Source organism: Vibrio sp. 2304, assembly GCF_033339475.1.
In the GTDB taxonomy this organism is placed as follows: Bacteria; Pseudomonadota; Gammaproteobacteria; order Enterobacterales; family Vibrionaceae; genus Vibrio; species Vibrio alginolyticus.
In genome coordinates, this window is record NZ_JAWOUQ010000003.1 from 149,708 (window position 1) to 175,213 (window position 25,506).

The window sequence follows — 25,506 nt, forward strand, 5'->3', positions numbered from 1 at the left end:
TCAGTATTGATAAACCAACAAAACTAATGACTATTTTAATAATAAAAAGGAGTGTGCAAGCTCCTACCGTAGCCCTTATCACTACTGCGTTAATCATATTGATTAGCGTATCGCTTTCTCACTACTTCCTCACTCCTGTGGATAGGCTACCTACCATCAAGCCTTTAGAATTCGAAAGTGAGAATGTGCAGCCATCAATTAAAAAGAAGACTCGTAGGCAAAAAATCACTATCGGTGTTGTTGAATACTCTTTTGTCGCTTCATTATTAAAATCAGGAGTGAGTCAAAAAGAGATCAACTTGCTATTAGCACTTATCAAAAGCAAGTTTAATATTATTGACTCTATTAAAAGAGGTGATAACTTTATCTTAAGAACTAAATTAAATAGTAAAAATGAAACTTACATTAGTTCTTTTTACTATTTAGGCAGTAAAACTGATTTATTTATTATCAATGATGGTCACGGTAACGTATTTGATGAGCATGGTGTGTCGATAAATAATCAGTTCATGTTTTCTTCACCCTTTGATAAAAACTACAGAGTGAGCTCTGACTATGACTTAAAGCGAACACATCCAGTGACCAATATAACCACTCCGCACTTAGGCACTGATTATGCCACACCTGTAGGTACACCGATTCGTAGTATTGCTGATGGCATCGTTTTAAAGTCCCGCTACAACCGTTTTGCTGGCAACTATATTAATATCCGCCACACAAATGGCTCTGTATCACGCTACCTACACTTATCTCAGCGCAACGTCCATGTTGGTGAGAAGATCAGCCGAGGACAAGTGATAGGGAAAACGGGTAACACAGGAAGAACAACAGGGCCGCATTTACATCTTGAACTGCACATCAATGGTGTTCCGGTTGATTACGAGCGATACATTCAAAGGCACCCAAACACTGACGTAAATATAGAAATGCTGATTGCAGCGAGAAAAGAAAAAGCAGAGTTAACAGCGGAATGGCAACGGTATGAGCAGTCAAATAGGTAACAACAGCCACTTCGATTCGCTCTTTCTTCATTTATCTGAAGCGAGTCCTCGTAACCTTCTGAGCGCTTCGTAGTCTGTCGCCACTAACCAATTTCAGGATCAAAAAGAGCCGCTACATGCGGCTCTTAATGATTATAATTTCCCGATATTCCATCGGTTTCCCCTTTACCAAACACGTTGTCCTCTTGTTCTTGAACGCAAATGGTACGCGCCCTATCATGTTCACGTAAAAGATCAATAAAAGAATAAAATGATTACTCATTGTATTGGCTAGATATCTAATACAAAGAGGCCCAACAATACCTCTTTCTTACTTTCTAAACAGTGACACTGTCACGATTATGAGTGGTTTCTATCATATTCAGCGCTTGCCTTTCTCAGCCCTTCTAAATCGTCTGAACATAAAAATCTCTTCAGGCTGTCGATTTTCTTATCAGGCCAATCATATATCCTAAGAGCAAGCAGTTCGTCTATCGTCTCTCGAGAAAAGCGATATTTGACATGCTTAGCTGGTGACCCCGCAACCATGCTGTAAGGCTCAACATCTTTCGTCACCACACTGTTTGCCGCAACGATTGCTCCTTCTCCGATAGTCACACCCGGCATTATCATGGATCGCATACCGAGCCAGGCGCCATCGCCAATATGAGTATCTCCTTTCCCGACCTACGCTTCTTCAATAAAGTCCATAAATGGGTACAAGGAGAACCAATCAGCTCTATGTGTACTGTTTCCCCCCATAACAATGACAACTTCCGCTGCAATACAGACAAAGTCACCTATATGTAACTTATCAATCTTCCATTTTGGTTCCCAATCTCGGCTGAACTCATCGCCTTGTAGATATCTTACAACAGACTCTTCAAAACCGGCGTCCCAACAATCACTGTAATAACTATGTTTACCTTTAATCGTTATATTTGGGTTCGTAACAACTTCATGTAGCAAAGTCACCTTAGACCAATGCTTAGTTTTCATGAATACTCCTATAAATACTATCTAATAAAACACTGTAGATAGTATGTATCTAAATAAACTCTAATAATTACGTAGTTCCTATTACCACTAAAATTCACTTCACCACTGAGCTAATAATATGGTAAGCAGCCTCTACTCTTTCGGCATTAGGGTAGTTTTTATTCGCTAGAATCACTATGCCTATTTTTTCAGAGGGTACATACGCGACATATGCCCCAAAGCCACCTGTTGAACCCGTTTTGTTATACCAAATGTCACGACCGAGAGTACCGGATTCACTTGCTTGAACCAGTTTAGCGTTGAGAATTACGTCGCTGGAGTTACCTTTCAATAATTGTGAAAGTGAGACGGGATAATCATAACCTTCCCACCCTACTGCTTGCGCAAATGTATCGGTATTAAAATACTTAATGTGAGTTCGCTCTAGCGCATTCTCAATATCATTATTCAGTTGCGCTTGCCCCATATTTGCTTCGATATATTGAAGCATATCTGAGCTTGTTGATTTAATACCATAGGCTTGTGCATCAAGAATACCTGGATTAACTCTAACTGGGTTTCCCTCAGAACTATAACCAAAAGCATAGTTGTTAAGCTTATCCTTTGGTACATCGACAAACGTATTGGTCATACCGAGCCCAGGCAGAATGACGGTTTCCATCATTTCCGTATAATCTGACTTCATACTCAAGGCACCGATGTAGCCAAATAGACCAATACTAGGGTTTGAGTACTTCCTCTTAGTACCGGCTTCGTACTCCGGTTGCCACGTTTTGTAGTACTGCATCATTTCAGCGTCGTTCGTTACTTCGCTAGGAAATTGCAGTGGTAGACCACCCGCAGTGTAGGTGGCGACATGAACTAGCTTGGTATTACCCAGAGCACTATTCTCTAATTCTGGAATATAATCTTTGACCTTGTCATCCATGTCTAGCTTACCTTTTTCTTGGGCATACCCAGTCAAAGTAGCGGCAAAAGTTTTACTGATAGAACCGAGTTCAAAAATTGTGTCGTTGGTGACTAAACTCCCCTTACTTTCGTCAGCAAAACCGTAATTGTAAAAATAACGCTTGCCATCAATCGTTACTGCAACAGCCAACCCCGGAATGTCGTATTCGTTTATTAATCCTTTAGCGCAATCATCAACTACGCTCTTTAATTGACTGCTAACCGTTAACTCCGTTTTCGCAAACGTGACGAAAGAAGTGAGCGATAAAATGGCCAGCAAGGCATTGTTTAACTTCATTGAACCCTCAATTTTTTAATTTTAACTTATAATTAATTTCTAGTTTATTCCAAGGCTTTTAACTTTTTATATAAAAGTAATCCTGACTTGAAGAACTCCAATCGTTAACCCTCGATGAATAACACTGTGTCTTCAAATTTTTAGTGCGATATAAACAGGTCTAAACCTGATCACCGTTGATAGGTAGGCCGGTTAGATACGAATGTAAGTAACATCCGTTTCCAAAATGGGGAAATAGTGTACTCATTACGCTTTCTCCATATCACGATAACGGTATACTAGGTAGATATACTTGGTATATACAGATCCACATCCTCACAACGCTTTAGAACCACTTTTCAACGTCTACAGAGAAAACGATGCCATTTTCACTACACTTCGAAACTGGAAAAGTCACCAGCCAACAGCTTTATTCCGAGATATACCAAGGGATATTAGAAGGCAGATTACGATCAAATGAGAGATTACCGTCAACCCGCATGCTGTCGAAAAAGTTAGGCATAGCAAGAAACACTGTCATTTCGGTGTATGAGCGACTTCAGTTCGAGGGGTGGATAGTAAAAAAGGCAGGGTCTGGCACGTACGTAAGTAATGCTCTAGAACAAACGATGAATCAAGATAAGAGACCAATAAAACACTACCAACTAGGGGTGTTTGGCACTAACGCAGCGAAGAAGCCAGAGATCATCGCACCAAAGAATCTAGACTATGACTTCACTTTAGGCGTTCCTGATCATCAGAGAATAGCAAAGCATATTTGGCGACACTCAAGACTGAGTAGGCTCAATGCATTAACTCCAGAGTTTGCACATGGTGGTGATTTGCAAGGGTTAGCTTGTTTACGAGAGTCTATCTGCGAGTATGTGAGACACTCGAGAGGCGTAATCTGTGACCCTGAAGACATCATCATTACGCAAGGGTGCCAGCAGGCAATAATGACGACTCTCCTTACATTACTCTCTCCCGGGGATCTCGTGTCGACGGAAGATCCAGGATATCCTGTTTTTCGAAATCAAGCTCGATTACTTGGCGCGCAAATAGGCTCCGTGCCGATGGACGACCAAGGTGTTATCGTTGAATCAATCCCTTCTAATACCAAAATTATTTATACAACGCCTAGTCATCAGTTCCCTTTAGGCTTTAGCTACTCAGTTGAAAGGAAGTTAGAACTGCTGAGATGGGCAGAAGTTAATAACGCAATCATTATCGAAGATGATTATGATGCGGAATATCACTACCTCAATACCAGTAAGCAAGGTCTCAAGTCACAAGACAAAAATGACTGCGTCGCTATGATAGGCAGTTTCTCTAAAATACTATTTCCCGGCATACGCATTGGCTATATGATTCCGCCAAAGTCTTTAATAGAGCCAATTTCAAATATGTTATGGCACTTGGGAAGAAGTACATCTGTAGTGTCTCAAATCCTACTTGACGAATTCATGCGTGACGGTCATTTCTCTCACCATTTACTCAATATGAATAAAATCTACAGCGAAAGGTATAATAAGCTAACTCAATTAATTGACAACATAGATTGCTTACAACGTATTCCAAGCCAAGGTGGATTGCATATAGCAGCTGAAGTATCGGGATGCGCGACACAAATGATGAATAAATTTGCTTCATCAAATGTAGCGGTTTACCCATCATCGCATTTTTCTATCAACAATCATTCTAATGCCCTCTTATTTGGATTTGGCATTATTCCTACCCAAAAAATAGAAAAAGCATTTGATATTATTCAATCAATATTGGATTAAAGCAGATATAAAATTATCGTTTTGCTCGGTATCAATTTATCGTCGCAGTTATCAGCATCAGGGCGACAGCCAGCGTGGAACGCTTTTCAACCCAATAAGGGTTCAATACGAACTGTGTCGCTCTGACACGCTTGGTTTGGCTTCAGCCCCAACACTATATTTCTTCGACTGTAAACGTACTAGGTTCAAAGTAAAGCGACGTATCACGCTGACACTTTCAGCGCCACCAGCAACCCTATTGCGTAAATCATCTTCTTTTAAGTTCACATCGAGCATTCAATGAACCTTATTTTTCTAATATCGAACAGTAAGTTCTGCTTAACACTCTATCAAAACACTATCTTTCGCTAGATGTTAAAGAAGAAAAGACTTCAAGGTAATTAAGGATTTGTTATAGAGTATTGACCTATATAATAAAGATCACAATCACGACATTAATCTCCAGTAATTTACCATATCGCTTCATGATCGCTTAGGATACAAATTATCGAAAAATACCAAACCCTAGGTTAATACGCTGTTAACGGCTCAAAAAAATAACGAAGTTGTACCGCAATTATATCAACATCATTTTCATGTAAAAAATAACGAGCGCCTTGGATACCGATCTCCCAATTATCTGAGAGGTTGTAGCCAACTTCTGCACCAATATATCCATCAAAACCATCCACTTCCGTCGTTATCTTGCTGCCTTGATACGTACTTTCAATATCGGTATCCCAGAACAAGCCCCCCAAACTCAGTTTTGCGGACCATGAATTGTATTGCCAGAACTTATAACCGATGTCGAAGCCCATGCCCTTAACAAGGAGTGGGGCTATAGATGCGACATTGGCGTGATAGTCTTCTGGTGAAGTAGTAGCACTACGCAATGTAGCACTACCTTCACCCATATCAATATAACGAATAGTTCCAGACCATTGATCAGAAAAAGTATATCCCAACCCGACAGAGCGATAGAACCCGGTGTTGTCAGTAGAGATTACGTTATCACCTTTAACAGCATCACGCTCATCTGCATGGCTTGACCCCATTTGAACATCAACATACCAGCCCGCTTGACTACTAAAACTAAACACAGCAATTAGTGCTAGAGCACTGTTTCTTCCATAACGTTGCATGGCTCCTAACAAAATCAAAAGCATCAACACCATGCCACCCAATGATCCTGCTGAAGTATTTTCAACCTTTACATCTCTTACCAACTTAACGGTCACTATAACTTTCCCCGCGTCTTGCAGGCCTTGGCTATCCTGAATGATATATGTCAACACATCATTGCCTTCAAACCCTGAGGTAGGGGTATAGGTCACGCTCTGATCTGCATTCATGACCGCCTGCCCATACTGCGCTTGGACTGAAACCAACTTCAATGTGTCGTTATCCGGATCGGTATCGTTAGCAAGGACATAAACCGTGACAGGGGTACGATCATCGGTGGTAATATTATCGTCCACCGCATTCGGATTCTGACTGTTTACCACATTTACCGTCACCTTCGCCGATCCCGTTCCACCATTACCATCCGTTACGCTATAAGTGATCAAAGCCTCCCCGTAGTACTGTGGTTGAGTGACATAACTTAGTTTGTTATCAACCACACTAACACTACCAATATCTACAGAAGCGCGACTTACCTTCAGCCCATCACCATCAGCATCAGCATCATTGCTCAATACATCGATCGTAACCGTACCATTGAGACTAACAAACGCATTGTCGTCAATCGCTTGAGGGAGTGTATTATTGCTTACACGAGCGGCAACGACGCCAGGGTCAACGACACTGCCATTAGCCAATCCGTCATCATCGTTCGGACCACCGTCTTCAATGGTAAGTTGTACACACCAGTCACCTTCAGTCAGACCCTGTGACCATGAACTGTGCCCTGGTGGCGGACAATAACCAGCCTCGCCAGCACTAGAAGAAACCGTGTTTTGAGCATCCTCAATAAAGTCTATCCACCCCTGTTCAGCGTTATACTTTCGGTACACTGCATTTGCTGGAACAGGTAAACGCTGAGGCAAAACTAATTGATAGCTTTGGCCGGGCAGCGGCAAATTAGTTACTACAAAATCAAAGATTCCCCCTATGCTCTTCATGTTGATATCTTTAGGAAGCTCCTCATCCAGCAATAAAGCTCCTCCTGTTGCGTTAGTCAGAATGGTTATTCCTTTGCGTAAACAGACACCTGGCTGCCCCTCAATGAGGAAGCGATCTTTTTCTGACACAACCTGTTGAATTACGTTACAGTCAGAAATTGCATCAAGATAATCAGGGATACCATCACCATCACTATCATTATGACCTTCTTGATCATCCGGGATTAAGTCGCCATCACTGTCTTCACTCCCGAGCTCCGCCAATGTTTGTACCACTTCTAAATAGACATTCCGTGTCACTGATAATGGTGGAGTGCCATTGTCAGTTACTGTCAATTGCAAATTGTAAATCGCTGAACTCAGTAATTGCGGAGAGAAAGTCAATGTTTCGCTGTACATCTGCCCCGCAATCGCTTGGTTAAGTACATCGCTATCACTACTCCATCTGAAACTGTGTATATCGGACATATTGGCATCACTAACACTGCTCGTGATTGTGACCGGTTCAACACCATTTTCAATTTGGCTCCGCTGCTCCCCCGCCTGAGATACACTTACCGTGACCTTCGGAGCCACATTCTCTTCAAAGATTGTCAAGGTGTAACGACGCTTACTACCTAGATTAAGGGTGCTGTCCAGATCAATCACTAAGGTTTCAACGCCCTCATTTTGTCCATCATTAAGTAGTTCGAACGAAAGTTTGCCTTCGGTACCACTAGGTATCACCACTTCACCAGAGGTGAGCGTGTGGTCATCACTGTCCGTGCTTCCTGAAACCGTATAAGGTATGATTACTGGGTAGCTCGGCGAAGGACCGTTAAGGTGTATCGATACGCTATGATTGGTGCCTTCCGTGGTTTGCGCATCTTTGGAGATACTTATCAGTGGATACACTGTTACCGTTTGACTAGCTTCAGCGACGTTTCCATCAGAGTCTTGAGTGCGCCAATAGACCGTATTAGTTCCAGGTCGGAAAAAGGTCGTGCTGTCGACCAATGAAACAGGTAATAGCTTGCCTGTACTATCTCGTGCCACAGCAGAGCCTAATGCAACTTTAGTAAAGAGCGAAGTTGCGTTCACTTCGATATCTGAAGGTGCGGCTATTGTTGGTGCGTCCAATTTCGCACTTTTAATTGTCACGATTGCTTTCGCGGTGGCCTTTCCACCGTTACCATCTTTCACACTGTATTGCACTGCCACTGTACCAATTGAGGTCGTTACCAATTGGATTTGACTGCCCACAATCGTTGCCGTTCCAGATGTAGGTTTAACCCATTCCAGTTGTAATGTATCTAGATCAACATCGCTGTCGTTGCTGAGTACATCCAATAAGTAGCTACCATCGTTACTCTCGGTAAAGACATAGGTATCATTAACCGCCACTGGCTCATCATTAACGTTGATTACCGTGATGCTAAACGCTGCTAAAGATGTGCTTAGCTCACCGTCTGAGACACTAATAACAATATTATTGGTGCTGCCAACATGCTCATTTTCCGGCGTACCACTTAGCAACCCAGTTGCTCTATCAAAGGTTGCCCATGATGGTTTATTGCGGATTGAAAAGCTCAAGCTACTACTATCAACATCCGATGCCTGCAGCGCAAAGCGGTACGTACTGCCTTCGTTGACGGTAAGAGCAGGAGTGCCACTGATCACTGGCGCGTCATTGACATTGTTAACCACAATACTGAATCTATTGAGCATTGTGGTCGTGAGACCATCAGAAACCGAGATAACAATGCCCTGATATTTGCCAACATCACCATTATCTGGTGTACCACTAAGCGTGCCTGTTGATGCATCAAAGCTAGCCCAAGATGGCTTGTTCACGATACTGAAGGTGAAGGCTTGGCTGTCAACATCTGACACTTGTGGCGTGAACAGATAGGTGCTGTCTTCATTCACTTGTGTTGCTGGTGAACCAGAGATAACGGGTGCATCGTTAACGTTATTCACAGTAATCGAAAAAGCTGACAATGAGGAAGAAATAGTGCCATCGGATACGCTAATCACGATACCTGGATAAGTCCCCACATAACGGTTACTTGGCGTGCCATAAAGCGCTCCTGTTGTCTTGTCAAATGTAGCCCAAGGTGGCTTGTTAGCTATCAAGTAGGTCAGAGTATCCGCTGGGTCATTGTCCAATGCCGCGGGCACAAACTGATACACACTATCTTCATCAACTTGCGCCGATGGGGTACCCGTAATCACTGGCGCGTCATTAACGTTATTCACCGTGATGGTCACTAACGCCACTCCAGAGGTAAGTTCTCCGTCACTTACGCTGTAAGTGAAACTGTCCTGACCAAAGAAGTTACTGTTACCCGTATAAACCGCGTGATTGCCTGTGACGGTAACATTACCGTTGACTGGCGATTTTACAATTTGATAGCTCAAAGATGAGCCTTCTGCATCGTTACCATTTAAAGTAATGGTCAGCGGTATTTCTTCCTCTCCCGTAGCACTGATATCGGTCGCGGTTGGTGTATCGTTGACTGCATTAACCGTCAAATCGACACGAACCTCTGTCGAGTCGAGATCACCGTCGTTGACCTTGAACAAGAAGAAGTCGGAGCCATTGAAGTCCGCTTCTGGTGTATAGCGCCAACTATTATTGGTCAACTGCTCTAGCACGCCATGACTGACTTGCTCAGTGATAAGATACTGCAGAGTGTCATCATCGTTATCAATATCTGAACCAACCAGCGTGATCACCAAACTATTGTCTTCATCAAGCGTTTGTGACTGTGCTTGCGCCATTGGTGCGTCGTTGACTGGTGTTACTGTCATGGTCACTGTTGCGGCGTTAGATACAGCACCTGCTAAGTCTGCCACCGTATAGGTGAAGCTATCTTCACCGAAGTAGTTCTCATTGGGGTTGTAAACAATCGCTCCTGACGCCGTCACGTTCACACTGCCATGTGCTGGCGTATCGACGACTGTGACACTAGTGAGTTCAAAACTGTCTCCAACATCGGCATCACTATCATTGCCTAATACATTGACCTCGAAGGAGCCTCCCTCTAGTAGTTGTGCACTGTTATCAACAGCAACGGGGGCATCATTCACTGGCGTAATATTGAGCGTGACGGTTGCAGGCACTGAGACTGCTTGACCACTATCGGTTAGCATGTAGGTAAAGCTATGTTGACCATTAACGTTCGCTGTTGGCACAATCTTTAAGGTCCCATCGACATTGACACTGACCGTGGCAAAACTGTATACCCCCTCTCCTTGACCAAGATCTTGCAGGGTAATACTACTCGGGGTGAATGACCCATCTTCAATATCACTGTCGTTACTTAAAATATCGAGTGTCGATGTGATATCTTCATCAAAAGTAAAACTGTCTTCCTCCGCTACTGGTGAGTCATTGACGGAACCGATATTGACGCTGACCGTGGCCGCAAGAGAAACGCCGCCTTCACTGTCTGCGATCGTGTAAGTAAAGCTATCGCTACCATTTTCATTCGGATTCGGCGTATATACAAAAGTGCCTACAGTTTGATCAATGGCTACTTGCCCTTTTTGAGGCAAACTAACTAACGATAAATCACCCGTTGGGATGCCATCTTCAACATCCTCCGCTTGACTACGCGCGCTGACTGCTGCGCTTGCGGTATCTTCGTCGGTGTTGATGGTCAGCGCTTTAGCGACTGGCGCATCATTTATAGCCATGATAGTGACGGTCACTGTCGCCTCTTGCGACTCCTGCAGCAGGGCATCTTTCACGGTATAGGTAAAGCTATCTGTGCCTGTCTCATTATTATTTGGCGTATAGGTAACAACGCCGTTGCTGATCGACACCTGACCTTTAATTGGTTGCGTTTTAATCGTTGTAGAAGAAGCGACCATGTCATCATTAACATCGGAATCGTTGGCTAACAGATTAAACTGTTTCGCCGTATCTTCCTCAGTCGAGAAGCTATCATCAACTACCGTTGGCGCGACATCGTAGCGTTTGGTCACAGTATCCGTCACTGCATCAGATGCGTTGCCTGCGGCATCGGTTACCACCACGCTTACTGTCAACGTCCCCTCTTGCAAAATAGTGACGTCAATGCCCGTTACTTGCATGGTCTCCGAAGAAATTGTTTGACTAGCGCCGTCAATGGTCGTGGTACCGTCGGTCACGCTATAAGTGAACATCGCGTTCACTTCAGCTGCTGCGAAGGTAAAGCTCATCGCCTGTTCGTTGGTTTTGTTAATGCTCTCCTGATCAATGCTGATGCTATGTCCAGTCGGGATCCCCGTATCCACTGAGATCAACAACTGAGTCGCTGCTGTATTGAGGTTGCCAGCTGCGTCGCTAAATTTCTCGGCTGCAACATCAATAGTTGCATCCTCAGTGCTTTCTTCTGCAGGTGTAAAGGTAGCCGTGTAACTGGCGCTACTGCCCGCAAAGTTAGAAAGAGTTCCTCCAGCCACGGTCACATCGGCTTCGGAAAAATCAGTTGCGGCTTCACTCAAGGTAAACGTGAGTGTTGCCGTTTCACCCGCTTTCAACGCAGCGCTGGAGCTAGTGATACTAACGGTTGGAAGCACAGTATCGACGCTGATGGAAAGTGGTGTAGCTGCACTATTGGTGTTACCAGAGGCATCGGTAAATGTGCCTGTGGCAACTTCAATAGTACCGCTCGTCGCACTCTCTTCCGTTGGTGTAAAGGTCGCAGTGTAGCTGCTACCACTGCCAGCAAAACCAGACAAAGTACCGCCACTAACCGTGATATCCGCCTCGGTAAAATCGCTCGACGCTTCACTTAAGGTAAAGGTAATGGTCGCCGTTTCGTCCGCTTTCAGCGCCAATTTATCACTGGAGATAGTCACACTCGGCACTAAACTATCAACGGTTATAGACAGTTGAGGCGCAGCAGTGTTGCTATTCCCGGCAGCATCGGTAAAGAAATCTGCCGCCACGTTAATCGTCGCTGTACTTGTACTGTCTCTATCCGGCGTAAAGGTGGCCGTGTAATTGTCACCGCTGCCCGCAAAGTTAGACAAACTGCCGCCAGTGACGGTGACATCTGACTCAGTAAAGTCACTTGAGGACTCACTTAAGGTGAACGTGATACTCGCCGTTTCGCCAGAGATCAAATCAAGGTCTGAGCTGCTCAAAGAAACAGTTGGCCTCACGTTATCTAACGTAATTGTTGTGCTATCTATACTGGAGGTGTTGCCCGCCGCATCGCTCTGGCTCGCCGCGACCGTCAGGGTGCCGTTGTTAAACGCACTTACATCAAACTCACTGCCAATAGTCGTCCAAGCCCCGGTATTGTCGGCCGTCACCGTACGACTGACTGAGTTGTTATTGTCCGTGATGGTCACGGTCACACTATTGCCAGCCTCCGCGCCGGAGCCAGCAATCAGCACATCATTGTCTTCTGCCGCATTGACGATACCGTCGATTGCAATCGGCGTGGAAATGGTAACAGCGGATGGCGCTGCGTTATCTAGGGTTACGCTCTGGGTGGCTACGGTGGAGATATTACCTGCTATATCAGCTTGGGTTGCAGACACAGTCAGGGTGCCATTGCTCAAGCCACTGATATCCAGCTCGCTGCCGCTCAACGTCCAGTTGCCTGAGTTGTCGGTCGTCACCGTACGACTGACAGAGCTGTTGTTATCCGTGATAGTCACGGTCACGCTGTTGCCTGCTTCCGCGCCGGAGCCAGCAATCAACACATCGTTATCTTCCACTGCATTAACAATACCATCGGTTTCAATCGGTGTAGTGATGGTCACAGCTGATGGTGCGGCGTTATCTAAGGTAATGCTCTGGGTGGTCACTCTGGAGGTATTACCCGCCGTATCCGATTGCGTCACAGCAACTATGAGTGTGCCGTTGTTCAGGCCACTGACATCAAGCTCACTGCCGCTCAACGTCCAGCTGCCTGAATTGTCGGCCGTCACCGTACGGCTGACAGAGCTGTTATTGTCCGTGATAGTCACGGTCACGCTATTGCCTGCTTCCGCACTGAAGCCAGCGATCAGTACGTCGTTGTCTTCTGCCGCATTGACGACCCCATCAGTTTCAATCGGCGTATTGATGATTACAGCAGATGGGTCTGCATTGTCCAGAGTAATACTCTGGGTGGCTGCGGTAGAAGTATTACCTGCTATATCTGCTTGGGTTGCAGACACAGTCAGGGTGCCGTTGTTAAACGCACTTACATCAAGCTCACTGCCGCTCAACGTCCAGTTGCCTGAGTTATCGGCCGTCACCGTACGACTGACAGAACTGTTATTGTCCGTGATAGTCACGGTCACGCTGTTGCCTACTTCCGCGCCGGAGCCAGCAATCAGTACGTCGTTGTCTTCTGCCGCATTGACAATACCATCGGTTTCAATCGGCGTGGTGATGGTCACTGCTGATGGGGCTGCATTGTCTAGGGTAACACTCTGGCTAGCTGCGGTGGAGATATTACCTGCTATATCTGCTTGGGTTGCAGACACCGTCAGGGTGCCATTGTTCAGGCCACTGACATCCAGCTCGCTGCCGCTCAGCGTCCAGTTGCCTGAGTTGTCGGCCGTCACCGTACGACTGACAGAGCTGTTATTGTCTGTGATAGTCACGGTCACGCTGTTGCCTGCTTCCGCGCCGGAGCCAGCGATCAACACATCGTTGTCTTCTGCAGCGTTGACGATACTGTCAGCCTCAATCGGCGTGGTAATGCTCACTACGGATGGTGCTATTGTATCAATGGTGACACTTAACGCGTTGGATGCCGAGCTAACATTATCATCGCTATCAGACGCTTTAGCACTTATTGCATGTGTAATACCAGACGCCAACTCATTGGTTGTTATCTGCCAGTTTCCTCCAGTAGCAGTGCCTGTGCCAATAACCGTTGCACCTCCACCGACTTGATCACTGTATAAAGTAACGATCGATCCACTCTCAGAAGTCCCACTAAACGTTGGTGTAGTGTCACTGGTAATATTATCAGTATTTAATGGCCCGGTATCCGAACTAGCATCTAAATCGGGTGTAGATGGCGCATTTGGCGTGGTATCGACTGTCGTAAAGTTAAATGTGGCATCATCGCTGATCCCAGCGAAGCTATTATTTGCGCTGTCAGCCACGGCACTGGATTCAATATGAATGGCGTAGGTCCGGTTCCCTGCCAGATCACTGGTTGGGTTTAAGTAAACTTTATTGTTGGTAACACTGATGCGACCAGCGCCTGGTGATGTTGTTGTGCCATCGCTTTCGGTGGCAACATTAAATACTTCAAAGTCGCGACTGTCGGTAACATTACGAATGGTAATATTGCCGCTCTTCAGCTCAATATTTTCATCGAAGGCAATCTCGATGTTGTTGCTAACAGAAACATTGGTTGCATCATCAGTGGGAGTTGAGCTCGCACTGACAAAAGTAGGCGCGGTAGAGTCTGAAACCGCAGCGTCATCAATCTTGATACTTCTGATAAGATAACGAGAGTCAGCACCCGGACTTCGGGTAAACGCCATAGTCACTGTATCAACGTCCTGCCATGCCGAATCATTAAAATCTGTACCACGGGTCAGGGTAAACAAGTCCTGTAACCCTGAGTTTGCTTCACCACCTTTTGGCAAGGTGACAGTTTCGGTCACTGTTTGAATATCATTAGAGAAGCCAGTTAACACAAGTTGATACGTTTTATCTGAGTCTCGGGCCGACCCCTGCATATAGGTAATTTCGTCGAAACTGAAGTTAGTACTTGATTTCTCAAAAAAGCGGAAGCCACGATTGTTGAACTCATTAATCATGGTATTTGAGTAAAGAACACCAGCTACAAATCCGAGGTCATTTAGGCCAGTAAACGGAGTGCCATCCGAGCTAGTGCCCGCATCTAATACCATAGATACAGTACCTGCATTGGTAAGAGTGACTGAGGGCATACCCCCTGTGACGCCGGTCTCCACCTCACTAAAATTGGAACCTGAACCATTAGAGTAGTTAATCGTTTGCTGTGCAGCCCAGGCTCCACCGGAAAAAAACGCTGAGAACACCCATGCTGTTGTAATTGCGATCGCAACCTGACGATGTAATCTCATTTTCCTCTCCTGAAGATGACGGCCTTATCAACATGGCCGGGTTATCATAATCAACTTAAATATTTAATTTTTTTATAGGAAAGGATTAGCTAAAGATTCAGCCAATTCTTTCTTGGTTGATTAGCTGTGCGGTGGGTATACTCCCGCAGTGGCAATTAACCAATTAATCGGCAATACCGGGCTCAGAATATTAAGTGGCATTGAACCGCCTGTTTCAGTCACAGTTACAGTACCTCCGCCCGAGCCACTACCAGACACACTTAAGCCTTCGATCTCGGTCAAATCTGGTTGCTGAAACGTCGGTTTATAGAACCCGGGGGTAGAGTTTTGCGCTATATACGAATTACTATCGGGTACCTGTGTATTTGCAGCATTGGTAGCAACCTGCATCCTGCCTGTTACAGGTGCAGAAGTGCCAAGAGGGGTAAAAATTGCCGTATGTAAGTGTGCTGGCATTTGAGTTATATCAATAGTTACCAGTTCAGTACCCAATCTTTCTCCCTGATGATAATCCATCCCCCCAGGTCGTGTGCCTACACCAACTGGACTGCGGCCACGCAAATCAGGTAAACCAAAGGTAGTTCGGGCGTCACCTCCGTATAGAGTGCTAACTAGAGAGAAGAGCGCTGGATTATCTTCAATTGCCTGCATTTGCCCCGAGCACATTGCCCAATTTCTAATTGCAAAATTGCCACCAAATGCGGTTAGTGTCCCAAGATACGGTTCTGTAGCCATACTGTTCTTCCTTTCAACGTATACACTTAAGTTAAAACCAGCCCATAACGAAATTGGTGTGGTTGGTTAAAACTTTCCAATCTCGCATTACTAAATACCGTTACGGGCTTCATCACTGCCGCAAAGAGCCGTATTGAGATATTTATTTACTCACAAGCAGAAGCGTGCTGGAGCAATGACATCCCAGCATCTAGCCCAGCCATTTGCGCATAGCGATAACCCGAAAACACGCCTTGCGGTGTAGCAATAACATCTATTGATATGGCGCTATCTAACGTTTTCACTTGTAACCCATGTTGTGGGCTGATCTCGAGAATGCTCCCCGCCTCAACACCGACTAAAGAAGTCTCCATTGCGCTTGCTTGCAAAACATTGGCGACACCACTTGGCAAGCTCAACATCGCACCACCGAAGTCATGATTGCCTGCTCGCACTAAGTTGACGATTTCGCGACTCGTTTGCACGTTCCAACGAAGGTGCAGATCATGTTGGTTTACTGCTCGTGCCACTTCGCTGGGGTTTGATACTTGTTCACGCCAAACCAGCCCTTGCTTTTGTTGCGCGATGAGGAAGTCATACATCAGCTTAGCCGTCATTTGTGACGCTTTTTGCTGAGCACTGGTTAAGGTCTCAAACGGGTGAAATGGTACCTCTAACTCCATTCCTATAGCGCCGGAATCAGCCGATGCCTCAAGACGATGCAGGGTGAGGCTAAAGGTGTCTAAACCCTCTCTTAGTTGCCAATAGAGAGGCATCGGGCCTCGATACTCGGGCAGCTTTCCCGGATGAATGTTGTACAAGTTTCCGTTGAAAAACTGACACAGCGAGGAATGAACTATGTGCCTGAACAAATAGATAACGCCATCCGTGACTCGCCAAACATCGAGTTGCGCTATCAAAGCACTGCTGTCATTGGCGGTATACTGAGCAATATGAATCGATTGAGCGCTCAGATAGCTCTGTAGCTGCTGTAAGTCAGGATTTAGTTCTCCTTCCGGTACTACCACGCCCGCCAATTTATGCTGTTGTGCCAACAACTGAATGATGGGCAAGGCGTAACAACTTCCTGTAAAAACGACGTATTTTTGCTGCATATCGAAATCATCCATGGGTGGCGACAAAACCTGGCAATCCGGTTAACTGATAATAGAAACTGACCTTATCCCCTCCCTTCGCTTCAAAGTAATGGTGTTCAACAGCTTTGGGCTTGGCATCCACATAAAAAGTCATGTCGGGTTTAGGATGGGTAATACCAGAGTCGTATTGTCCGACCATCGCATCTCCGTAAGTATCGATATGGCTGTAAATGGCGAGGATACGTTTTGCCATATCTGGCACATCTTTCGGCAGCTCAATGGTGTTGCCTTGCAGCATTTTTATTCCACCATCTAGCTCAAAAATCTCGCTTCTGAGCAACATGGCTTTATTGACGTTAAGAATTTCTCCCAGATCAATTCGATCATCGATCGCTTCCGGCTGGCAATGGTTGGAATGTGCATACTCTGCTTTTTCCCATTGTTGATTAAATTCCGTCTCCCCGATGACCATCATGGCGCGCACAGATACCTGATTGGGGATCATTTCGCCTTGAATATGTAAATATTGAACCAAATGTTTCGCGATGCTGAGGAACCCTTCCCGACTAAAGCCATGCTGCATCGCTTCAAGTATCAGGAGATCAAACGTTTGAGTTGGCGAAAATTGGGTAGCATCTTCTTCCACTAAGGCTTCAATGTAGTCTGCGATATCGAGATCCGCGATCAATTGATTGAGTGCTTTAATGGCTCCGGGGTGAATATCTACTAGTGTCACCTGAAGCTGCTCTGCGCTAATTCGATCACTTTGTTTGTAGTGAGCAAGTAAAGGCAGCAGCAATGGTGCAAAGGGGCCGCAAGCTGGATAAAGCACTTTAACCTGTGACTTGTTGGCAAGCATATGTTGGATAGCTTTGTTTATACCACACGCAAAGCCTTTAATTCGGTACACATCTTTGATGGTGTGTTTACAGTTAAGTGGGGACATCACCAGCCCAGACGTGGAAATGTACTGTCGGGTCAGTTCCTCTTGAGTGAGTTTAGCCAGAGAAAGAGATTGGCAAGCGTTGCCATACATGCTCTGAAAGGCTTGCACCAGTGTTCGGTGCTCAACTTTCGTCTCCTTCAATACGAGCTCAACTGCCGCAGCGAAACTCTCTTTCAGTTGCCGTTGGCGTTCAGCCGTGCTGAGTTGGTTTTGGAGCATAGCCTCAAGTTGAGTCCGTAATGAGTACTTAAGCAGCTCATCCATTTCGGGTTCAGCAAAACCAAACTGTTGAGTTTGTTGCTGCACTTCTTCAACACCGACCGTCTCACGAGATTGAGGACGTTGCTGGTAGAATTCTATAGATGAGCCTTTTTGCATAATTCATGAACCTCACTTGCCGCTGTAGCAGTAGTTAATGATGTAACACACCTGTACTTGAGAAAAACATATGCCAGAGGTCCGCGTTACAATATCTCAGCTCCCGGCTCTAACTTCATAAACCGTACTGACAAAATTGGGCAGAAAAATTGAGATAAAAACAGTTCTAATCCTGTAAATTCAGAGAGTAGTAAATAGTTAGGGTAATAGGCCTTTCGATGTGATTCTTCTAAAGCAAGCGCTTGCCAATCCCCTCGATGGCAAGATCGTTTGACATATGGCAGCCACGCAGTCTCCTTAATAGAGGTAAGCGCGGCACTCAAGTGTGGTGTAATATGAAAGCCTTTTAACAGGCAGAAAAAGCCAATATCCATAGTATAAAGCCAACTATTTATAATATTGAAATTAAAATAATTTTTTCGGCAGTTATTTTGAAATTGCCGATATTTGATTTATAGACTAGAAAAAATCAGTTAGCCAGAATAGAGATCAAAAAAAACACTAAAAATAAGATTGTCAATTTATATCTCTAAAATTAAAGAATTTAATTTTTAAAGTTTAATGAAGTCCAATATAAGTTTAAGGTGTGCAATCTTTTAAAAGATATAAGTTTAAAGATATTTCAAAAAACTTATTAAGAAAAACATGAACTCACAAAAATAAATATCAAAATTATTAATAAAAAAACACCACTAATATAACAATGAATTAAGGTGGTTTGAAGATTAAAATGCCCATTTCATTTTCGTATATAACATTTTAACTACTAGTATTATATATGTGGTGAAATAAGATAAATTTATTCACTCAACATATCCAATCGATTCAGGTTTACTGGGAAAAGCTATACGTTACAACGGAGTGAAATATGGCAAATAGGGATGGAAGAATTCCACTCAACGTATTACGACTCAAAGAACTGAGAAAGAAATTAGGACTGAGCCAAGAAAAACTGGCGGAAGAATGCTTTCAACAGGGTTTTGTCGTATCTATTGCTTCTATAAAGCGAGCAGAGTCTGGGGCGAATGTGCTGTATCGTACCGCATCCAATCTCGCGGAATACTTTTCTGTCCCCGTAGAGGACCTTTTAATAGATCGGGCCTCAGAACCATTATTTACAAATGTATCTTCATCACCACCATATTTTTTTATTTTTGCAATCGAAGCAAAGTGTGATTTGACCGCAAAGGCTCTGCAAACCTTACTTCTCAGCCAAAACACTACACCCATAATACAAAACCGAACGTTTGTTCTTACTTGGTCTTTACAGGAATCGGACGAATATATTTTTGAGCGAATTCGACAACTAGCCCTTCAATTAAAGGTTGCTCTTTCGGCTTCGATTCGGTCTTTTATCAATGTGAAATACATGCATCGAATCACTGAGCTATCGGAACATCCGAATGCGATAACCCCAATCAATGAAATCCTAGTTAAAATCCCTTGGGGAGAAATAGCTGCTTGTCCTTGCTTTATCTCGTCCAATTGTGCCAGACCAATAAAACCTTTTCTAACAGGAGAGCCAGACTTCAACAACTGGCATTTTGTATCCTTACACCAAAACCATACTGACTGTTTCGTAGGGCGTAAACTTGAACTAGAAACATTGAATAGCGGAATCAAGCGATGGCAAAAACAAGAAGCAGGCCAAACGTATTGTATTACTGGTACCGCAGGGATAGGAAAGACCAGCCTACTCAACCAGGTCATTTCGTCTTTGAGTCGTTCTTCGTGTTTAACCACAGAGATTCAAATCCTGAATCATGGCAGTGCTGATCTCTTGTCCCCTCAAAATATATTCACTCGGGCAATTTGTTCATTTACTCGTGAAGATACCGATGATTCTATTCGTCAGCAGACTGTCGAGTCATCAATTCCCTCTTCTTTCCATCTCTGCCTTTATTGGTTAATGGGGGTAACACTCAACGAATCAGAAAAACAGCTGCTGAACTTAATGGAGTTCCAAACGCTGAAACAAACGATAGAGCAATCTATCCCTTTCTTAATTCAACAACGGCAGACCAGCAAACCGCATTTGATTATTGTTGAAGATGTCCATTGGGCCGACGAGGTAATGTTGGCATTTCTTGAGACACTGCTACCTTATATTACAAACACCAATATTTTACTCTTTCTGACGTTTAGGCAGCAAAAACGACTTAGTTCCAAACAATCTTGGTTTGCCAACGTGAATCTAATCGAACTTAGGGAGTTATCATCTGAAGAGTCTTACGAGTTAGCTTGCTCAATCACATGCCAACAGAATAAACATATCAATGACTGTATAAAGCTTGCGAAAGGCCATCCTCTATACTTACGCCAAACACTACTTTGTTCTCAGTTTGATAAAGACGTTCCGGAGTCATTGGAACATTTAGTTTCGATACAATTAGCTCAACTTCCAGCCCAAGATCGCCAAGCACTCTGTACTGCATCTGTGTTGGGGCAGTACTTTCAACTGGAGCAACTGCGTGAAATCACTCGAATTCCCGGCTACGTACCAGATAAGTTAGTCGACGCTGGCTTAGTAAAACTCAATGGCGATCAATACCTTTTCCATCATGATTTGATTTGTAATGCTGTTTTCCGTCAAATAGACAAGTCACAGTGTTCAAAAATACACATGGCCTGCGCAAAATGGTATGAGAACCGAGATCGGTTCTTATATGCAGTCCATATCAATCATGCCAAGGGCGAAGGTGTATTTACTGTTCTTGACCAGACCGCCAAACATTACCTGAGCAATTATCAATTTGAAAAAGCACTGACTCTTATTGAATACGCTATTAAAGAGTCACCTAAAGCACAGATGGCGTATGCACTAAATATGAAAGGAAACTGCCTGTATTCGATGGGACGCATCAAAGAGAGTATTGAGGTTCTTGAGCAAGCGATTCATCACACAGAAAATGATTCTGAACGTGTTCAATACTATTTAGACCTCATTAACCCCTACCGTTTAACCGACAACTTTGTACAAGCGATGTCGATTTTAGACCAAGCCCAAGCCCTGTGCGAAAAGCTGACGTTAAATAAATCTTTGTGTGAAATTCACTCGATGAGAGGTAATATGCTGTTCCCCACTGGGCAGCTAGACGAATGTGAGAAAGAACATTTACTTGCATTAGATTACAGTCAACGAGCAAACTGTTTTCGCGCGAAAGCAAAATCGCTTGGCGGCCTCGGTGATTGTGCCTACGCACAAGGAAAAATGGCTCGCTCATACGAGCACTTAACCGAGTGTTTGCAACTGTGTGAAGAGCATCAGTTGCTTTCGATTGAAACTGCCAATCGCTACATGCTGGCAACAGTGATGATCTATCAACTGCAATCTGACGAAGCACTAAAACAGGCTCAGCATGCCTCGAATCTTGCCTATCTCACGGCAAACCGCCGAGCAGAAATTGTTTCTAGGCTTACGGCTGCATGGATCTTTCTCGACCGTAATGTCTTGGTGCAAGCTGAAAACGAAATCTCGACCGCTCTACAACTTTCAAAACAGCTTAATGCTCATCGATTTGTCGCTTTTCTTTTGGAGTCCAGTGCAAGATTGCACTGGTATCAGGGAAAAGAGGAGAAAGCCCTTTCGGACATCGACACGGCTCTAGATCTTGTTCATATCAATAAGCTACACAATTTTATTGGTCCTTGGCTCGTATCTACCAAGGCACTTATTTGTGGCGATGAATCAACGGCCCTCTCCGCTTTGCGCACTGGTGAGGCTTGGCTAGAATCTACCTGTGTTGGTCATAACTATTTACGCTTTTACCAACAAGGAATCCAAGTAGCGTGGCAGTATAAGCAGCCTACGCTACTTCGAAAATATCGCGATAAGCTGTCTAACTTCACCCAAGAAGATCCGCATCCATGGGGTGATTTTTATATTGAACAAGCGAATCTGATGCTTGCCTTACTCGACCAGTCCAGCTCCGTCTCTGAGTTGTTAAACTTCAATCAGGCCGCGCGTAAGCATCAACTGAATCAGGCTCAAATAAGTGTTGATGAGCTCGACCATTGGCTCTCCACATCTACTCAACCATGAAATATTCAATAAACGAAGAAAGTCGATTAATTGCACCGTCAAGTCATCGTGTTTACTCGATTTACCTCGTCAAACACAGATATTCGAAACCATCGAATATCTGTGTTTTGGCACAGTGTCATCGCTGATGAGATTTATGCTGGCGCAAGATCATTTTGCTCCACCTTAAAGTTCTCGATGCTAGGAACATGCTCAGGCAAAAGTAGAGTAACGCGTTGATTTGCTGCTTCAATCCATTTACCTGAACTATTTTTATATCGATAGAATGCCACGCCTGACTTCCAATCATCATTAAGTAGGAGGTTGAGCGTTACGTTATGAAGATCAGCTCCTAAAGGAGCAATGCCTAGATAAGGCTGGTAGCCCTGCAACGTCACCATGATATGACAATCACGCATCGTGCATTGATAGTTGAAACTACCATTGAGATCAGACACCACATTTAACGGTGGGTTAACGGCCTGAAAGATATGTCCTTTACCCACTATTGATTTGTCTTCGCTGGCCACGAGTAGATTAACATCGAAGCTCACTCCTCCAGGTAAGCCGTTACCAATTTGATAATGAGCAGTAAAAATTGCTTGTGATTCTTTTGAGTCCATTTTCATTGTGTTCTCCAACTGAATTTATTGTCGTTAGTGACCCATTCAATGTAGATAACACGTCATTCTGGTTCAGTATCAATTTAGGCTCAGATCTACTTGACTACATAAATTATCCACGGTCACGCAGATGCCGATCGTTCTTTTCATCAACCAGATATTGTTGCTCTCTCGCTGATGCTTTTGGCGATTTGTACAGAACAACTGATACCAAACTGATATGGTGAATGTATGCATTTGGTTTAATATTTGAACAACTATTCAATACATAAGCCAAATGGAAAAATAATGGAACATGAATGGATGCAGGGAACTAAAGAAAACCAAGTGGTAGAACAGCACCCTAACCCTCAAATACAACGCCTCGCTGTACTTAGCGCGTACTCAATCTCAGTCAATAATGCCAAACTGTTTATTCAGAAAATGGATAAGTGCGGTTTTCCTAAAGAACGATTACTGACACCTCTTGAAAACACGGTTTCACCGGTTCCCGGTTTGAACCAATATCAAGTCGAGTCACTCATCTTCAATACTCGCTATCAACACCAACCCTTTGTCATTGTCATGTGCGAAAGTACGCAAGAAGTTCAGCAAGCCTATCTAACAGCAACTCAATTCAATCTCCCGATTCGTGTTCGCTCAGGAGGGCATGATCACGCAGGTGAATGCAGTGGTGACAACGTCATTTTGATTGACGTGAGCAGAATTAAGACCTTCCAATTGTGTGACAATATTGCCACCATTGGTGCTGGCTATCGCTTCTATCAACTGACACCAAAACTTGCAGAGCATGATCGAATGATTGCACATGGAACCTGTGCCACAGTTGGGTTCACTGGCTATATTCAAGGCGGAGGATGGGGCCCTTGGACGCGAAAATACGGCATGTGTTGTGAGCACCTAGTGAGTGCAACCGTGGTATTGGGTGATGGTACGATCACAGAAGTCTCAGCAGAGTCCAACCCTCACCTATTTTGGGCACTAAGAGGCGGCGGAGGCATGAGCTATGGCATTGTTACCGAGCTACGCGTAAAAACATTCCCTTTACCCAAAGAGATCCACCGCTTCGAGCTTCAGTGGAACCTCTATCCAAAAATCAACGGTATGCTTCAGCCAATACCAACGCACCCTACCATAGATGTGCTAAAAAATTGGGAGCAGGCTATAAAAAGCCTCGATACGCCTAAACTTCTTGGCACCAACTTGCAAATTGATGCTCTGCCTGAATCATCTAACCACTGTGATATTGAAACCATCAGCCATCACTGCACCATGTATGGCTACTGGGAAGGAACAGAACAAGATCTTCACCAATTTATAGCCGTTCAATTTGGCGCTTGCTTCCCTGATTTAGTTCAAGTCTATGAAGCACATGGCACTGACTTTGACGGGAAGAAATACGATCACTCCCTGATGAGCACATGGGGGCGCGATTCTTTGTGTCAAAACGGTTCTCCTTTCCCTCCCGATTATGACGCCCCAGCACCTCACAAAATCACTTCGCGATTGGTGTCAGAGCGAGGTCTTAAACCAGAAGGCTATACTGCACTTTTGCAAAGCTTAACTTCACCTTTGATAAAGCCAGAAAACCGCGATCAAGGGCTATTTAGTTACGTAACCTTAGGGGCGATCACTGGCGGTTTTTATCATCACTCAGACGACCTTGAAGACATATCTTTCCCCTACCGCCAGTGTCAATATACAGTCCAATACCAAACCTGGTGGAATGAAGAGATAAAGCAAAAACTAGAACTACAAAATAACCCAGTACTTGTTGATGTAAACAGAGCCATGGACTGGATTGATAAAGCCAGAGAAGCTGATATACCGGGAACCTATGGTGCCTTCATCAGCTTTAAAGATCCGGCAATTCCGACAAGCGTTTATTTTGATCGAAGCTACCGCGACTTAATCGGTATAAAAGAAAAATACGCTAAGGATAAGTTTAATCACCTTAGAACTAATAAGACCATCATTTAACATCAATATGCATCTTAAAAAGCATATATTAACAGAACGTCATTTGGCCGTTCTATCACGTATAGAAATTAAAAAAGAGGAAAAATTATGACAACTAAGGGTTCATTTTACGTTAAAAATAACTCCAACGATAAAATCACCGGATATGTGAGATTTAAAGACTCTCCGGAAATGGAGGTTCATTTCGACTTGAATATTGGCGAACAATCTGAATCTGCTAGTTTTGAATCCGGTGCCGCTACCCATGACTCCTGGTATTACAGTTTCAAAAAGGCAGGTAAAACCTATACTGGGGACAAGTCCTGTGCATACTATGCAAAAGATGAAAATAAAGGCCCCGTCGTTGTAGAAATCTTTAATGATAATTTAAAAATATCTCCACCACTTAGCGGTTCTTGTGAGAAAACTTTATAGCTGCTCACCTGATTCATCACTTCGCCCGAGACAGTTGCACAACTTCTCGGGCAGTTTCACTTCTCAGCATTTAAATTGCAAATTACCTTCATTTTCAATCATATTCTAAATATTGTAATTTTTATTCCTTCACGTTAAATCATCAAGATATATAATAATTTCAATATAAAATCAGACAAAATGATATTAACAATATGTATCAT

General features: G+C 44.1%; 12 protein-coding genes and 1 pseudogene. 5 read left to right on the plus strand and 8 right to left on the minus strand.

What is annotated here, in order from left to right; genetic code table 11:
• Positions 1-26 precede the first annotated feature (26 nt).
• Positions 27-1,001, plus strand: coding sequence for a peptidoglycan DD-metalloendopeptidase family protein (locus R7P64_RS07875; protein ID WP_025998710.1), 975 nt, complete (start codon positions 27-29; stop codon positions 999-1,001).
• Positions 1,002-1,340: 339 nt separating this feature from the next.
• Here R7P64_RS07875 and R7P64_RS07880 read toward each other — a convergent pair.
• Both R7P64_RS07880 and ampC read right to left on the minus strand, forming a co-directional pair.
• Positions 1,341-1,979, minus strand: a pseudogene (locus R7P64_RS07880) (CatB-related O-acetyltransferase).
• A gap of 94 nt (positions 1,980-2,073) precedes the next feature.
• Positions 2,074-3,225, minus strand: a complete 1,152-nt coding sequence (gene ampC / locus R7P64_RS07885; RefSeq protein WP_318119102.1) for a class C beta-lactamase — start codon at positions 3,223-3,225, stop codon at positions 2,074-2,076.
• A gap of 359 nt (positions 3,226-3,584) precedes the next feature.
• Between ampC and R7P64_RS07890 the strand changes: the two genes are divergently transcribed.
• Complete coding sequence (locus R7P64_RS07890; protein WP_167416134.1) at positions 3,585-4,988, plus strand: PLP-dependent aminotransferase family protein; 1,404 nt, start codon at positions 3,585-3,587, stop codon at positions 4,986-4,988.
• A gap of 102 nt (positions 4,989-5,090) precedes the next feature.
• On the opposite strand, the gene R7P64_RS07895 is transcribed toward R7P64_RS07890, so the two are convergent.
• The 5 genes from R7P64_RS07895 to R7P64_RS07915 all read right to left on the minus strand — a co-directional run bounded on the left by R7P64_RS07895 (position 5,091) and on the right by R7P64_RS07915 (position 18,265).
• Positions 5,091-5,264 carry a hypothetical protein gene (locus tag R7P64_RS07895; RefSeq protein ID WP_262635580.1) on the minus strand — a complete coding sequence of 58 codons (174 nt, stop codon included), beginning with the start codon at positions 5,262-5,264 and terminating at the stop codon, positions 5,091-5,093.
• A gap of 233 nt (positions 5,265-5,497) precedes the next feature.
• Entirely contained in the window at positions 5,498-15,130 is a 9,633-nt protein-coding gene (locus tag R7P64_RS07900) for an Ig-like domain-containing protein (RefSeq protein WP_318119103.1), read from the minus strand.
• A gap of 120 nt (positions 15,131-15,250) precedes the next feature.
• Positions 15,251-15,865 carry a phage tail protein gene (locus tag R7P64_RS07905; protein ID WP_005373442.1) on the minus strand — a complete coding sequence of 205 codons (615 nt, stop codon included), beginning with the start codon at positions 15,863-15,865 and terminating at the stop codon, positions 15,251-15,253.
• A 146-nt stretch (positions 15,866-16,011) separates the two neighbouring features.
• Positions 16,012-16,959: a formyltransferase family protein gene (locus R7P64_RS07910; RefSeq protein WP_318119104.1), complete on the minus strand. Its 948-nt coding sequence runs from the start codon at positions 16,957-16,959 to the stop codon at positions 16,012-16,014.
• Positions 16,960-16,966: 7 nt separating this feature from the next.
• A complete protein-coding gene (locus R7P64_RS07915) occupies positions 16,967-18,265 on the minus strand; it encodes a hypothetical protein (protein ID WP_053307255.1) in 1,299 nt (432 codons plus the stop codon).
• A gap of 868 nt (positions 18,266-19,133) precedes the next feature.
• Between R7P64_RS07915 and R7P64_RS07920 the strand changes: the two genes are divergently transcribed.
• On the plus strand, positions 19,134-22,307 hold the full coding sequence (locus R7P64_RS07920) for an AAA family ATPase (protein ID WP_017819913.1): 3,174 nt from the start codon (positions 19,134-19,136) through the stop codon (positions 22,305-22,307).
• Between the two features lie 134 nt (positions 22,308-22,441).
• Here the strand turns inward: R7P64_RS07920 and R7P64_RS07925 are convergent, their stop codons facing one another.
• Positions 22,442-22,915, minus strand: coding sequence for a DUF1842 domain-containing protein (locus R7P64_RS07925; RefSeq protein ID WP_005373450.1), 474 nt, complete (start codon positions 22,913-22,915; stop codon positions 22,442-22,444).
• Between the two features lie 282 nt (positions 22,916-23,197).
• Here R7P64_RS07925 and R7P64_RS07930 point away from each other — a divergent pair, with 282 nt between their 5' ends.
• On the plus strand, positions 23,198-24,889 hold the full coding sequence (locus tag R7P64_RS07930; RefSeq protein WP_262579005.1) for an FAD-binding oxidoreductase: 1,692 nt from the start codon (positions 23,198-23,200) through the stop codon (positions 24,887-24,889).
• Positions 24,890-24,976: 87 nt separating this feature from the next.
• Entirely contained in the window at positions 24,977-25,303 is a 327-nt protein-coding gene (locus tag R7P64_RS07935) for a hypothetical protein (RefSeq protein WP_005373454.1), read from the plus strand.
• The last annotated feature ends 203 nt before the right edge of the window (positions 25,304-25,506 follow it).

Excerpts from the sequence above, each read along its gene's own strand:
- R7P64_RS07875 (WP_025998710.1), top strand. The coding sequence starts at position 27 with ATGACTATTTTAATAATAAAAAGGAGTGTGCAAGCTCCTACCGTAGCC.
- ampC (WP_318119102.1), bottom strand. The coding sequence starts at position 3,225 with ATGAAGTTAAACAATGCCTTGCTGGCCATTTTATCGCTCACTTCTTTC.
- R7P64_RS07890 (WP_167416134.1), top strand. The coding sequence starts at position 3,585 with ATGCCATTTTCACTACACTTCGAAACTGGAAAAGTCACCAGCCAACAG.
- R7P64_RS07895 (WP_262635580.1), bottom strand. The coding sequence starts at position 5,264 with ATGCTCGATGTGAACTTAAAAGAAGATGATTTACGCAATAGGGTTGCT.
- R7P64_RS07900 (WP_318119103.1), bottom strand. The coding sequence starts at position 15,130 with ATGAGATTACATCGTCAGGTTGCGATCGCAATTACAACAGCATGGGTG.
- R7P64_RS07905 (WP_005373442.1), bottom strand. The coding sequence starts at position 15,865 with ATGGCTACAGAACCGTATCTTGGGACACTAACCGCATTTGGTGGCAAT.
- R7P64_RS07910 (WP_318119104.1), bottom strand. The coding sequence starts at position 16,959 with ATGCAGCAAAAATACGTCGTTTTTACAGGAAGTTGTTACGCCTTGCCC.
- R7P64_RS07915 (WP_053307255.1), bottom strand. The coding sequence starts at position 18,265 with ATGCAAAAAGGCTCATCTATAGAATTCTACCAGCAACGTCCTCAATCT.
- R7P64_RS07920 (WP_017819913.1), top strand. The coding sequence starts at position 19,134 with ATGGCAAATAGGGATGGAAGAATTCCACTCAACGTATTACGACTCAAA.
- R7P64_RS07925 (WP_005373450.1), bottom strand. The coding sequence starts at position 22,915 with ATGAAAATGGACTCAAAAGAATCACAAGCAATTTTTACTGCTCATTAT.
- R7P64_RS07930 (WP_262579005.1), top strand. The coding sequence starts at position 23,198 with ATGGAACATGAATGGATGCAGGGAACTAAAGAAAACCAAGTGGTAGAA.
- R7P64_RS07935 (WP_005373454.1), top strand. The coding sequence starts at position 24,977 with ATGACAACTAAGGGTTCATTTTACGTTAAAAATAACTCCAACGATAAA.